Genomic DNA, 12606 nt, shown 5'->3' on the forward strand with positions numbered 1-12606 from the left:
GCTTGCGGTCAGCGCTGCGTGGCGAGGAAGCGCGCGACCTCCGCCTGACCGCTGCGCGCACGGTAGGACATGCGTGAACGCGCGGAGTCGTCGCGCAGGAAGCTCTGCAGGAACCCGGTCGGGTCGCTCACGTATTGCGCGATGTTCTGCTCGGTCCAGACCAGGCCCGCCTGGCCCGCCGCGCGCACGCTGTCGCCATAGGCGAAGCCGGGCACACTGCCCGCGCGACGTCCGATCACGCCGTAGAGGTTCGGGCCCGTCCGGCCCCGCCCGGCGATCGTCGCACCGTTGGGCGCAGTGACCATGTGGCAGGACTGGCATTGCTGAAACGCCTGCGGGCTCTGCGCAAGGCCGGGCACGGTCGACAGCGCGATCGCGGCGAGGGCGATGAGAAAGCGATTCATAGGCATACTCCCGAAGACGCCCGGACAGGGGCGATGGCGTATAGGTTAGCCCCATATGCGCATCCGGACCAGACGATCAAGTCCGCGCACCCCCGCTCTCCGCTTCGTGAGCGGCCCGCTCAGGCCACCGCGCGGGCCAGCGCGCACTGGCTCCACAGGCTGTGCAGCGCCGTGACCAGCCGGTCGATATCGCCGTCATCGTGCAGCGGCGAGGGGGTGAAGCGCAGGCGTTCGGTCCCCTTGGGCACGGTTGGATAGTTGATCGGCTGCACGTAGATCCCGTGATCTGCCATCAGGATGTCGGCCAGCATCTTGCACTTCACCGGATCCTTCACCATCACCGGAACGATGTGCGACGGGTTGTCGAGATGCGGGATCCCCGCCTGATCGAGCTTCGCGCGCAACCGTGCGACCTGCCGCTGCTGGCGCGCGCGCAGGCCTGTTCCCTCGCCGCCCTTCAGGATGCGGATCGACTCCGCCGCCCCCGCCGCGACCGCGGGTGGCAGCGCGGTCGTGAAGATGAAGCCGCTGGCGAAGGAGCGGATGAAATCCACCAGTTCGACCGAGCCGGTGATGTAGCCGCCGACCACGCCGAACGCCTTGCCCAGTGTTCCCTCGATCAGCGTCACCCGGTCGGCGAGGCCGTCCCGCTCCGCGATGCCGCCGCCGCGCGGGCCGTAGAGCCCGACCGCGTGCACCTCGTCGAGATAGCTCATCGCGCCGTAGCGCTCGCACACGTCGAGGATCTCGCCGATCGGCGCGATGTCTCCGTCCATCGAATAAACGCTCTCGAACGCCACGACCTTCGGCGCGTCGGGATCGAGATCGGCCAGCTTGCGCTCCAGATCGCGGGGATCGTTATGCGCCCAGATCCGCTTTTCGCAGCGCGCATGTCGGATGCCCTCGATCATCGAGGCGTGGTTGTAGCTGTCGCTGAGGATTGTGCAGCCGGGCAACCGCGCGCCCAGCGTGCTCAGCGCCGCCCAGTTCGACACGTAGCCCGAGGTGAACAGCAGTGCCGCGTCCTTGCCATGCAGATCGGCCAACTCGTTCTCCAGCAGGACGTGGGAGTGGTTGGTGCCCGAGATATTGCGCGTCCCCCCCGCGCCCGCGCCGCATTTGTCGAGCGCGTCGTGCATAGCCTGAAGCACCTGCGGGTGCTGACCCATGCCCAGATAGTCGTTGCCGCACCAGACCGTGACCTCCTCGGCCCCCTCGCCATGGTTGCGCGCTCGGGGGAAGGAGCCGCGATGCCGTTCCAGTTCCGCGAAGACCCGGTAGTTGCCCTCGGCCCTGAGGGCGTCGAGCTGCCCGCGGAAAAGCGCGTCATAGTCCATCTGCCAGTCCCCTCGCGGCCGATGCCGCTTCTTCTTCCCGTTCTCGTTTCGCGCCCCGATCTAGGCGATCGTGCGCCGCAGCGCCAGCGCCGGGATGACGCAGGCGTCAGGTCCCTATGGCATGGAGCGTATGTCCCGGACCATGATTTAGATCAATTCCAATCCGCGGGGAAGTCTCCGACCGCGTGACACGACGTTTCGCAAGCCTATCATGCGAGCCATGTCCGATCTCGCCCCCCTGCCCGACCGCCTCGCCTTCCTCTTCGACGGGGCGGGACATGCGGTGAAGGACGCGCCCCCGGTTCCGCCGGGATCGCCGCCGCGCGGCGGGTTCAGCTGGCTGCACCTGCGCCGGGATGCGGAGGGCACGCGTGCCGCCCTAGATGCCTGCGACCTCGACGGGTTCGTCGTCGAGGCGCTGATGGCCGAGGAGACGCGCCCCCGTTGCACCGTGCACGGCGACGGCGCCCTCGTGAATCTGCGCGGCGTGAACCTCAATCCCGGCGCGGAGCCCGAGGACATGGTCTCGATCCGCCTTTGGGTGGAGGCGGAGCGGGTCATCGGTATCTGGATCCGACCACTTCGCGCCGTGCGCGACATTCTCGAGGCCGCCGATCGCGGACAGGCCCCGACCACACCCGGTGCCTTCGTCGCGCGGCTGGCCTTGCGTCTCGCCGACCGGGCCGAACCGTCGGTCGCGGCCCTCAACGAGCGGATCGACGATCTGGAGGATCTCGTCCTCGACGAACGCGCCAGCATCCCCCGCCTCGATCTGTCGGACCTGCGGCGGGAGGCGATCATCCTGCGCCGCTACATGCTGCCCCAGCGCGATGCTCTGACGACGCTGGAGATCGAGGATCTGCCCTGGCTGACAGCCGACGACCGCTCCCGCCTGCGCGAGGCGGCGGAGCGCGTGTTCCGTCTGGGCGAGGATCTCGACGCGATCCGCGACCGCGCGCAGGTGGTGCACGACCAGATCATGGACCGGCGGGCCGAGCGCATGAACGGCCAGATGCTGATCCTGTCGGTCGTCGCCGCGATCTTCCTGCCGCTGGGCCTGCTGACCGGGCTGCTCGGCATCAACGTGGGCGGCGTCCCCGGCACCGAGAGCCCCTACGCCTTCTGGTGGGTCTGCGCCGCCCTCGTCGCGCTGACCGGCGGGCTGGTCTGGCTGTTCCGCCATCTGGGCATGTTCCGCTAGAGCCCGACGCGTCGTCCAGTCTCTGGACAATACCGTCCGCGCCCGCATATGCGGGAAGGCGACCCACAGGCCCGAGGATCCGATGACCGACAAGCTCCTGCTGCGCGCCCTCGCGGGCGAGACCCTGCCCACGCCCCCCGTCTGGATGATGCGGCAGGCGGGCCGCTACCTGCCCGAATACCGCGCCACGCGCGCCAAGGCAGGCAGCTTCCTCGACCTGTGCTACACGCCCGAACTCGCCGCGGAGGTCACGCTCCAGCCGCTGCGCCGCTACGCCTTCGACGCGGCGATCCTGTTCGCGGACATCCTGCTGGTGCCCCAGGCGCTGGGTGCCGATCTGACCTTCGTGCAGGGCGAGGGGCCGCGCCTCTCGACCGTCACCTCCGTCGCCGATCTCGCGCGCCTCGGCCCCGTTGACGATATCGACGAGACCCTGTCTCCGATCTACGAGACCGTGCGCATCCTGCGCCGTGAACTGCCCGCGGACGTGCCGCTGATCGGCTTTGCCGGTGCGCCCTGGACGGTGGCCACCTACATGATCGCGGGCCGCGGCACGCCCGACCAGGCCCCCGCGCGGCGGCTTATGTATTCCGACCGCGCGACCTTCGAGGCGCTGCTCGACCGCATCACCGACGCCACCATCCACTACCTGTTGCAGCAGGTCCGGGCCGGGGCGGAAGTCATCAAGATCTTCGACAGCTGGGCCGGTGCCCTGCCCGGCACGGAATTCGCGAAATACGCCATCGCGCCCGCGAAGCGCATCGTCGACGCCCTGCGCGCCGAGCATCCCGACCTGCCGATCATCGGCTTCCCGCGCATGGCGGGCGGCAACTATGCCCGTTTCGCGGTGGAGACCGGCGTGCAGGGCCTTGCCCTCGATACCTCGGTCGATCCGGCCTGGGCGGCGGACCATCTGCAGCCGCGCACTTGCGTCCAGGGCAATCTCGACCCGCTGCTGCTGGTGCAGGGCGGGCAGGCGCTGACCGACAAGACGAAGGAGACCGTGCGCGCCTTCGCCAACGGGCCGCATATCTTCAACCTCGGGCACGGCATTACCCCGGACGCGAGCCCGGACAACGTGCACCGCATGCTCGAGGCCGTGCGTGGCTGAGGGTCGCCTGACCCTCACCTCTCCCGGCCTCCTGAGGCCCGGCCTCACCCGGACGGGCCCTCGCAACCTTCAGATCATGGCATATCCCGACCGCCTTGGCGGCATCGTCTCGGGCAAGTTCACCTATTTCAACCGCCTGGCCGACCATTGCGCCGAGATCGGCTTGCCCGTCCATCTCTACGACCTCAGGACCGCCTCCGTCCTGCGCCGGTCCGAGGATGATTTCCACCTGTTGATGACCGACAAGCCGAGCTACGCGCCCAACACCCTGGTCACTCTGCCGCATTACCTCAACGGCTACTGGTATCTCGACGAGCTTGCGCCCCGGCACCACTCGACCCTGCGCCTGCTGCCCTTCGACGCGGACAGCGTCCCGCTACCCGCCGCGCGCCAGACCTTCCGCCGCCTGCGCGCGAAGTTTGTGGAGGGCAACCGCTCGAAATATCAGCAGGCCCCCGCCGGGGCCGATCTGCCCCAAGGCCTGATCGCGATCTTCTGTCAGGAGCTCGTCCCGAGCGACCTGACGGTCCCCTATGTCGAGCAGTTCGCGATGATCGACGCCGTCATTACCGCGCGCGCCGACCGGCCCGTCTACATCAAGCCCCATCCCCTGCAATCGAAGGAAGCGCGGACGCGGCTGGATGCGCTGCACCGCCCCGAGGCGGGCGTGCACGTCACCGACGCCTCGATCCACGACCTGCTCGCCGCCGCCGCCGTCTCGGTCACGCAATGCTCCGCCGTCGCCTTCGAAGGCTACCTGCACCGCACGCCCGCCTTGCTGTGCGGCCAGACCGATTTCCACCACATCGCGACGGTCGCAAGACATGCGGACGAGATCGCGGCCGCGCTCGACACGGCCATCGCCGGCGCCCCACCCTTCGTTCCCTATCTGCACTGGCATATGAGCCACCTTCTGCAGCCCAAGGAGGACGATTTCCTCCCCCGCTTCTGCGCGCGGGTGCGGGACAAGGGCTTCGACCTGCCCGACCCGGTGATCCTGTCCCAGCGTTAACGCCGCCTTAACCCTGGGCCGTTGAGATGGGCGCAGGTCAGGGAGGATCGCATGGTCGCACGCGCGCACACGGTCGCATTCCAGGGCGTCGAGGCGCGCCTGGTCGAGGTGCAATGCGCGCTCTCCTCCGGCCTGCCCGCCTTCCACGTCGTCGGCCTGCCCGACAAGGCGGTGAGCGAGGCGCGCGAGCGGGTGCGCGCCGCCATGACCTCGATGGGTCTCGCCCTGCCGTCCAAGCGGATTACCGTGAACCTGTCGCCCGCCGACCTTCCCAAGGAGGGCTCGCATTTCGACCTGCCGATCGCGCTTGCCCTGCTGGCCGCGATGGACGTGATCCCGGCGGAGGAGGCAGACCGCCACGTAACGCTGGGCGAGCTGTCGCTCGACGGCTCGACGGTCAAGGTCGCGGGCGCACTACCTGCCGCGATGGCGGCGGCGGAGGCCGATTGCGGCCTGATCTGCCCCGAAGCCTGCGGGGCCGAGGCCGCCTGGGTCGGCGCCTGCCAGGTTCTCGCCACCCCGTCGCTGCTCGCCATCGTCAACCACTTCAAGGGCCGCATGACCCTCGCGCCCGCCCAGGCGGGGGAGGTCCGCGCCGACCTGCCTGCCCCGGATCTGGCGGACGTGAAGGGCCAGGAACGGGCCAAGCGCGCTCTGGAAATCGCCGCCGCGGGCCGCCATCACACCATCCTGGTGGGCGAACCCGGCTCCGGCAAATCCATGCTCGCCGCCCGCCTGCCCGGCCTGATGCCCGACCTCACGCCCGCCGAGGCGCTGGAAACCTCGATGATCCAGTCCCTCGCCGGAGAGATCGAATCCGGCGGCATCTCCCGCCGCCGCCCCTACCGCACGCCGCACCACACCGCCTCGATGGCGGCAATCGTCGGCGGCGGCAGGCGCGCGGGACCGGGGGAGATCAGCCTCGCCCATAACGGGGTGCTCTTCATGGACGAGTTTCCCGAGTTCTCGCGCCAGGTGCTCGAAACCCTGCGCCAGCCGGTCGAGACCGGTGACGTGGTGGTCGCGCGCGCCAATGCCCATGTCCGCTACCCCTGCCGCTTCATGCTCGTGGCCGCCGCCAATCCCTGTCGCTGCGGCTACCTGCCCGATCCCTCGCGCGCCTGCGCCAAGGCACCGGTCTGCGGGCAGGACTATCTCGGCCGCATCTCCGGCCCGCTGATGGACCGGTTCGACCTGCGCATCGACGTGGCCCCGGTCTCGGTCGCCGACCTGACCGGGGAGGCGCAGGGCGAAAGCTCCGCCACCGTGGCCGCCCGCATCGCCGCCGCGCGCGCGGCGCAGGCGCGCCGCTTCGCCGATCATCCCGGCCTGACGACCAATGCCGACATGGAGGGCGATCTGCTCGACCGCTACGCCGCGCCCGACGCCGAGGGCCGCGCGCTGATGACGAAAATCGCCGAGAAATACCGCCTGACCGCACGCGGCTATCACCGCATCCTGCGGGTCGCCCGCACCATCGCCGACCTCGCGGGCGATGCCGACGTGGCCCGCCCGCACGTGGCGGAGGCCGCCTCCTACCGCCTCGCGATCTGAAGGCGCGGATGCCTCCGGCGGGGATATTTGGACGAAGCAGAAAGCCACCTTCTTCTTCGTGATAGATATCCTCGCGCGGCAGCGCGAAACCGCGTCGCGTCAGAAGAAGCTCTGCGGATCGATGTCGATGGCGATCCGGTAATTCGCGCGCGGCACCACCCCTTCGACCCATTTCGCCAGCAGCGGTTGCAGAGCCAGCCCCTTCGGACCCTTCACCAGCAACCGCACGCGGGAGCGGCCCCGGATCCGGGCGATCGGCGCGGGCGCGGGTCCGAAGAGTTGCGCGCCCCCATCCGTCAGCACATGCGCACGCGCGGCCAAGGCGCGGGCGAGGTCGAAGGTCTCTCGTTCCTCCGGTCCCGACACGACGATGCCAGCCATCTTGCCGAAGGGCGGCGCGCCCGCCGCCTGCCGTTCGGCCGCCTCGGCGCGCCAGAACGCCTCCTCGTCGCTGCCGAGGATCGCGCGGATCACCGGATGGTCCGGCTGGTGCGACTGGATCAGGGCCAGCCCGGGGCGGTCCGCCCGCCCCGCGCGCCCCGCCACCTGCCGGATCAGCTGGAACGTCCGCTCCGCCGCGCGCAGCTCGCCCCCCTGCAGTCCGAGATCCGCGTCGATCACACCCACCAGCGTCAGCAGCGGGAAGTTGTGCCCCTTCGCCACCATCTGCGTGCCGATGACGATGTCGGCAGCCCCGCCCGCGATCTCCTCGATCCGGGCCTTCAGCGCCCGCGCGCTCATCGTCATGTCAGAGGACAGCACTGCCGTTCGCGCCTCCGGGAAGCGGCGGGCGACCTCCTCGGCCAGCCGCTCCACCCCCGGACCGAGCGCCGCCATGTGGTCGGGATTACCGCAAGCCGGGCACTCGGTCGGCACCGGCTTCGTCGCGCCGCATTGGTGGCACATGAGCCGCCCGAGGAACCGGTGCTCGACCATCCGCGCATCGCAATCGTCGCAGCCGACCTGGTGACCGCAGGCCCGGCACAGCGTGAGCGGCGCGTAGCCGCGCCGGTTGAGGAACAGCAGCGACTGCTCCCCGGCGTCGACCCGGGCGCGCACCGCATCGGCCAGTGGCTCCGAAATCCAGCTCTCCCGCTCCAGCTCATCGACCCGCAGGTCGATCGCACGCATCTCGGGCAGCCGCGCCTCGCCATACCGCTCCGTCAGGTCGAGCCGCGCGTACTTGCCCGCCTCGGCATTGCTCCACGTCTCGAGCGACGGCGTGGCCGAGGCCAGCACGACCTGCGCGCCCGACAGAGAGGCGCGCAACACCGCCATGTCGCGCGCGTTGTAGAGGATGCCGTCCTCCTGCTTGTAGGAACCGTCATGCTCCTCGTCGACGATAATAAGCCCCAGATCGGCGAAGGGCAGGAACAGCGCCGACCGCGCGCCCACCACCAGCCGCGCGCGCCCCTCGGCCACACCCATCCAGGCCCGCCTGCGCCCGGCCTGCGTCACGCCCGAATGCCACTCGGCAGGCGCGGCGCCGAACCGCGCCTCGACCCGCGCGATGAACTCGCCCGTCAGCGCGATCTCGGGCAGCAGCACCAGCGCCTGCCGCCCGGCGCGCAAGGTTTCGGCGACCGCCTCGAGATACACCTCCGTTTTGCCCGAGCCCGTCACCCCCTTCAGCAGCGTGGTGCCGTAGCGGCGCGCGCGCACCGCCTCGCTCAGCACCTCCGCCGCCGCGCGCTGGCCTTCATTCAGCACCTTGCCCGGCAAGTCGGGGTCGAGCGGCGCAAAGGGCGCGTCGCGCGGGGCCGCCTCGCGCAGCAGCACGCCCTGTTTCTCCAGCCCCTTCAGCACCGAGGAGGTCACGCCTACCAGCGCGGCCAGTTCGCCGGGCGCGAAGCCGAGCCCCTCGTGCTCCTCCAGGAACGCGATAACTCGCGTCCGCGCATCGGTCATCCGGTCGGGCCGCGCATCGGTCAGCCGCAGGACGTGCCGCTTTCCGGGCGGCTCGCCAAGCCCCGGCGCGCGTGTCGCCAGCCGCAGCGCCGCGGGCAGCGGCGTCATCGTGTAGTCCGCCAGCCGTGTCAGGAACTCGCGCATGGTGGCGCTCATCGGCGGCACGTCGAGCACGGCGGCGATGGGCCGGATCTTCGACAGATCGTAATCGCCCGCCCCCGGCCCCCAGACCACGCCGCCCACATGCCGCGGCCCCAGCGGCACCTTGACGAAGGCGCCGACCCGCACGCCCCCCTCCGGCGCACGGTAGTCGAGCGTCCGCTCCGGCATCGACGGCGTCAGGACCGCGGCGAGCGCCCCTTCGGGCAGGGAATCGGGTTGGGAGGACAAGATGCGCACCGCTCGCGGTTCCAGGGCCTCCAGATGTGCGCAGGCGCCCGGCAGGATCAAGACCCGCATCGCGGGGAACCGATCCCGATCATATTTCACGCGCAAAAATTATAAGTGCTGAAACTGCATAAAAACCGGGCATGTCAGCGCTGTCGCGACGCAACACAATTCGGGATAGCGATTTTTCGTTTGACTCGTGAATTAAAGTTCGCACTGTGTGACGCAACGTCGAGAGGCTTGCGCCAAGCAGGCCCGTTGGGAAGGAATCGCAGATGTTTTCGGCACGGGCACTCATCCTCGCCCTCGCCGCCGGTCTCGCCGGTGCGGCACAGGCGGACGAACTGGTCGTCGGCGTCAGCTGGTCGAACTTCCAGGAGGAGCGCTGGCGCACGGACGAGGCCGCGATCCGCCGCGCGCTCGATGCCGAGGGCGCGCAATACATCGCCGCTGACGCGCAATCCTCCTCATCGAAACAGCTCTCCGACATCGAGTCGCTGATCGCACAAGGCGCCGATGCGCTCATCATCCTCGCACAGGATGCCTTCTCGATCGGCCCTGCCGTGGCCCGTGCCCGCGACGAGGGCATCCCCGTCATCGCCTATGACCGCCTGATCGAGGATCCGGGCGTGTTCTACCTGACCTTCGACAATATCGAGGTCGGCCGGATGCAGGCTCGCGCGGTACTCGAGGCGCAGCCGCAAGGCAACTACGTGATGATCAAGGGCTCGCCGACCGATCCCAACGCCGATTTCCTGCGCATGGGACAGCAGGAGGTCCTGCAAGAGGCGCTCGACAGCGGCGCCATCACCATCGTCGGCGAATCCTATACGGATGGCTGGCTGCCCGCCAATGCTCAGCGCAACATGGAGCAGATCCTGACCGCACAGGACAACGACGTCGACGCGGTCGTCGCCTCGAACGACGGCACCGCGGGTGGAGTGGTGGCGGCCCTCGCCGCGCAGGGCATGGACGGTATCCCCGTCTCGGGTCAGGACGGCGACCGGGCCGCGCTCAACCGCGTGGCGCTCGGCACGCAGACCGTCTCCGTCTGGAAGGATGCGCGCGACCTGGGCGACGCGGCGGCCAAGATCGCGGTGATTCTCGCCGACGGCGTGCCGCTCGACGACATCGTCTACGCCTCCGACTGGACCTCGCCCTCGGGAACGGTGATGAACGCGATGTTCCTCGAACCCGTGCCGATTTTCCGCGACAACCTCGACCGCGTGGTTCGCGCCGGTTGGATCGATCGGGATACTCTCTGCCAGAACGTCGCGCCGGGCCAGGTCGAGGCCTGCGACTGACCACAGGACACGAGATCCCCCTTGGAGGGGGTAAGGGCGGTGGAAGGGGGCCAGCCTTCCCCGCCCGACCTTTTTCAGCCCCGCGACAGCGCGGCCGCCAGCCGGTCGAAGACCAGCCTGACCCGCGCGCTCGTCATCAACTCGGCATGCGCGACCAGCCACAGCGGCACCGGGATCGGCGGCAGATCGGGCAGCACCCGCTCCAGCCCCGGCACGGCCTCCGCCATGTCGCGCGTCATGAAGGTGATCGCCGCGCCGTGGCGTACCATCTCCCGCATCGCGATCCCGCTATGCGACACGACGGCGACCCGCATCTCATCCACCGGCAGGCCCATCTCGCGCAGGAAACCGTCCATCCGCGGCGACCGCTCGATCATCGCGAAGCCGTGTCCCGCCAGATCGGATGGCACCCTCGGCCGCCCGTGCCGCGAGATCCAGCCCGACGCTGCATAGAGATGCGCGGTCGTCTCCCCCAGCTTTCGGGCATACAGCTCCGGCTGCTCGGGCCGGGCATGGCGCAGCGCGATGTCCGCCTCGCGTCGCCGCAGATCGGACAACCCGTTCGAGGTCACGATCTCCAGTTCCAGCCCCGGCGCCTCCCGACGCAAGTCCGCGAGGATCGGCGGCAGCACGTCCACCGCCATCACGTCGGTGGCGGAAATACGGACCAGTCCCGTGACCTCACGCGCCTGCCCTGCCGCCAGCGCCGAGACATCCGCCGCCGCATCCGCCATCCGCTCCAGATGCGCGCAGAGCCGCGCGCCGATCTCGGTCAGCACCAGCGTCCTGCCCACCCGGTCGAACAGGGTGACGCCAAGTTCCGCCTCCAGCGCCGCGACCTGACGGCCGAGCGTCGGCTGCGCCAGCCCCAACGCCCGCGCCGCCGCCGACAGCGAGCCTTCGCGCGCGGTCACGAGGACGGCCCGCGCCTGATTCCAGTCGAAGGTGATCGCTTGCCAGTTCATGCATCTACGCATACCGCATCTGCTTAACCATGCAATTCCGTAGATCGCCAGCAAAGGCTACTCTCCTGCCGACCAAGGAGAAACCAATGACCGACGCCCAGTTCTGGACCCGTGAAGCCCCCGCCTATGCCGCCCGCCCCGTCGGCAACGTGCCCGCCTGGGACGCGACCCTCGCCCGCGTCCGCGCCTGGATGCCGCCCGAGGCGGAGATACTGGAATTCGGCTGTGGCACGGGGTCGAGCGCCATTCGCCTCGCCGACGCCGCCGCCCACATCACCGCGACCGACTATGCGGAGGGCATGATCGCACAGGCGAAGGCCAAGCCCGCCCCCGCGAACCTCACCTTCCTGACCGCCGCACCGGGCGACCCCACGCTGGCCGGGCGGCGCTTCGACATGGTGATGGCCTTCAACCTGCTGCACCTGATCCGCGACCTCGACGGCACGCTGGCGCAGATGCGCGACCACCTCGCGCCCGGCGGTCTGCTGGTCACGAAATCCGTCTGTCTTGGCGGACGCTGGCGCGTGTTCATGCCAGTGATCGGCGCATTGAGGCTGGTCGGAAAGGCCCCCTACGTGCGCTTCATGACCCGCGCCGGCCTCGAAACCGCCATCGACCGCGCGGGCTTCGAGATCCTCGAGACCGGCGACTACCCCGCCCGGCCGCCCTCGCGCCTCGTGATCGCGCGGCGCATCTGACGCGGCGTCTTTCCCCTTCCCCACCCTTCCGATATGGTGCGCCGCAAATCGCCAACCGAAGGGGCCGAGCCATGAAATTCTTCGTAGATACCGCCGATATCGACGCCATCGCCGAGCTGAACGAGCTGGGCTTCGTCGACGGTGTCACCACCAACCCGTCGCTGATCATGAAGTCTGGTCGCGACATCCTCGAAGTGACCAAGGAGATCTGCGATCTTGTCGACGGTCCCGTCTCCGCCGAGGTGACCGCGACCGAGGCCGACGACATGATCGCCGAGGGCCGCAAACTGGCCGAGATCGCCGAGAACATCGCGGTGAAGGTGCCGCTGACATGGGCCGGCCTCAAGACCTGCAAGACGCTCAGCGCCGAGGGCCGCATGGTCAACGTGACGCTCTGTTTCGCAGCGAACCAGGCGCTGCTGGCCGCCAAGGCGGGCGCGACCTTCATCTCCCCCTTCATCGGGCGGCTCGACGACATCAACGTCGATGGCATGGACCTGATCGCCGAGATCCGCCAGATCTACGACAATTACGGCTACGGGACCGAGATCCTCGCCGCGTCGATCCGCACGGTGAACCACGTCAAGCAAAGCGCGCTGATCGGCGCCGACGTCATCACCGCACCGCCGGGCGTGCTCAAGAAGCTGGCCGACCACCCGCTGACCGATGCCGGCCTCGACGCCTTCATGGCCGACTGGGCCAAGACCGGGCAGAAGATCCTCTGA

The 12606-nt window shown here is 69.2% G+C and carries 11 protein-coding genes; 7 read left to right on the top strand and 4 right to left on the bottom strand.

Annotated elements, in window-relative coordinates; genetic code table 11:
- Positions 1 to 8 precede the first annotated feature (8 nt).
- Positions 9 to 404 (bottom strand): cytochrome C, encoded by a 396-nt coding sequence (locus RX333_RS11885; RefSeq protein ID WP_316015159.1) that lies wholly within the window; start codon positions 402 to 404, stop codon positions 9 to 11.
- A gap of 119 nt (positions 405 to 523) precedes the next feature.
- Positions 524 to 1741 (bottom strand): 5-aminolevulinate synthase, encoded by a 1218-nt coding sequence (gene hemA / locus RX333_RS11890; protein WP_316015160.1) that lies wholly within the window; start codon positions 1739 to 1741, stop codon positions 524 to 526.
- A 220-nt stretch (positions 1742 to 1961) separates the two neighbouring features.
- Here hemA and RX333_RS11895 point away from each other — a divergent pair, with 220 nt between their 5' ends.
- From RX333_RS11895 to RX333_RS11910, 4 genes are all read left to right on the top strand, one after another.
- Positions 1962 to 2942 carry a zinc transporter ZntB gene (locus tag RX333_RS11895; RefSeq protein ID WP_316015161.1) on the top strand — a complete coding sequence of 327 codons (981 nt, stop codon included), beginning with the start codon at positions 1962 to 1964 and terminating at the stop codon, positions 2940 to 2942.
- An 82-nt stretch (positions 2943 to 3024) separates the two neighbouring features.
- Positions 3025 to 4053, top strand: coding sequence for a uroporphyrinogen decarboxylase (gene hemE, locus RX333_RS11900; protein ID WP_316015162.1), 1029 nt, complete (start codon positions 3025 to 3027; stop codon positions 4051 to 4053).
- Positions 4054 to 4129: 76 nt separating this feature from the next.
- Positions 4130 to 5065 carry a hypothetical protein gene (locus tag RX333_RS11905; RefSeq protein ID WP_316015163.1) on the top strand — a complete coding sequence of 312 codons (936 nt, stop codon included), beginning with the start codon at positions 4130 to 4132 and terminating at the stop codon, positions 5063 to 5065.
- A gap of 51 nt (positions 5066 to 5116) precedes the next feature.
- Entirely contained in the window at positions 5117 to 6619 is a 1503-nt protein-coding gene (locus RX333_RS11910; protein WP_316015164.1) for a YifB family Mg chelatase-like AAA ATPase, read from the top strand.
- A 99-nt stretch (positions 6620 to 6718) separates the two neighbouring features.
- Here RX333_RS11910 and RX333_RS11915 read toward each other — a convergent pair whose 3' ends face one another.
- Positions 6719 to 8986 carry a primosomal protein N' gene (locus tag RX333_RS11915; RefSeq protein WP_316015165.1) on the bottom strand — a complete coding sequence of 756 codons (2268 nt, stop codon included), beginning with the start codon at positions 8984 to 8986 and terminating at the stop codon, positions 6719 to 6721.
- A 203-nt stretch (positions 8987 to 9189) separates the two neighbouring features.
- On the opposite strand from RX333_RS11915, the gene xylF reads away from it, so the two are divergent.
- Entirely contained in the window at positions 9190 to 10218 is a 1029-nt protein-coding gene (xylF, locus tag RX333_RS11920; RefSeq protein ID WP_316015166.1) for a D-xylose ABC transporter substrate-binding protein, read from the top strand.
- 74 nt (positions 10219 to 10292) lie between these two features.
- Here xylF and RX333_RS11925 read toward each other — a convergent pair whose 3' ends face one another.
- Positions 10293 to 11183, bottom strand: coding sequence for a LysR family transcriptional regulator (locus RX333_RS11925; protein ID WP_316015167.1), 891 nt, complete (start codon positions 11181 to 11183; stop codon positions 10293 to 10295).
- Between the two features lie 86 nt (positions 11184 to 11269).
- Between RX333_RS11925 and RX333_RS11930 the strand changes: the two genes are divergently transcribed.
- Both RX333_RS11930 and fsa read left to right on the top strand, forming a co-directional pair.
- On the top strand, positions 11270 to 11881 hold the full coding sequence (locus RX333_RS11930) for a class I SAM-dependent methyltransferase (protein WP_316015168.1): 612 nt from the start codon (positions 11270 to 11272) through the stop codon (positions 11879 to 11881).
- Positions 11882 to 11952: 71 nt separating this feature from the next.
- Entirely contained in the window at positions 11953 to 12606 is a 654-nt protein-coding gene (fsa, locus tag RX333_RS11935; protein WP_316015169.1) for a fructose-6-phosphate aldolase, read from the top strand.

Source organism: Roseobacter sp. HKCCA0434 (assembly GCF_032464675.1).
In the GTDB taxonomy this organism is placed as follows: domain Bacteria; phylum Pseudomonadota; class Alphaproteobacteria; order Rhodobacterales; family Rhodobacteraceae; genus Pontivivens.

Excerpts from the sequence above, each read along its gene's own strand:
- RX333_RS11930 (WP_316015168.1), top strand. The coding sequence starts at position 11,270 with ATGACCGACGCCCAGTTCTGGACCCGTGAAGCCCCCGCCTATGCCGCC.
- RX333_RS11895 (WP_316015161.1), top strand. The coding sequence starts at position 1,962 with ATGTCCGATCTCGCCCCCCTGCCCGACCGCCTCGCCTTCCTCTTCGAC.
- fsa (WP_316015169.1), top strand. The coding sequence starts at position 11,953 with ATGAAATTCTTCGTAGATACCGCCGATATCGACGCCATCGCCGAGCTG.
- RX333_RS11925 (WP_316015167.1), bottom strand. The coding sequence starts at position 11,183 with ATGAACTGGCAAGCGATCACCTTCGACTGGAATCAGGCGCGGGCCGTC.
- RX333_RS11905 (WP_316015163.1), top strand. The coding sequence starts at position 4,130 with ATGGCATATCCCGACCGCCTTGGCGGCATCGTCTCGGGCAAGTTCACC.
- RX333_RS11915 (WP_316015165.1), bottom strand. The coding sequence starts at position 8,986 with ATGCGGGTCTTGATCCTGCCGGGCGCCTGCGCACATCTGGAGGCCCTG.
- RX333_RS11910 (WP_316015164.1), top strand. The coding sequence starts at position 5,117 with ATGGTCGCACGCGCGCACACGGTCGCATTCCAGGGCGTCGAGGCGCGC.
- hemE (WP_316015162.1), top strand. The coding sequence starts at position 3,025 with ATGACCGACAAGCTCCTGCTGCGCGCCCTCGCGGGCGAGACCCTGCCC.
- RX333_RS11885 (WP_316015159.1), bottom strand. The coding sequence starts at position 404 with ATGAATCGCTTTCTCATCGCCCTCGCCGCGATCGCGCTGTCGACCGTG.
- hemA (WP_316015160.1), bottom strand. The coding sequence starts at position 1,741 with ATGGACTATGACGCGCTTTTCCGCGGGCAGCTCGACGCCCTCAGGGCC.
- xylF (WP_316015166.1), top strand. The coding sequence starts at position 9,190 with ATGTTTTCGGCACGGGCACTCATCCTCGCCCTCGCCGCCGGTCTCGCC.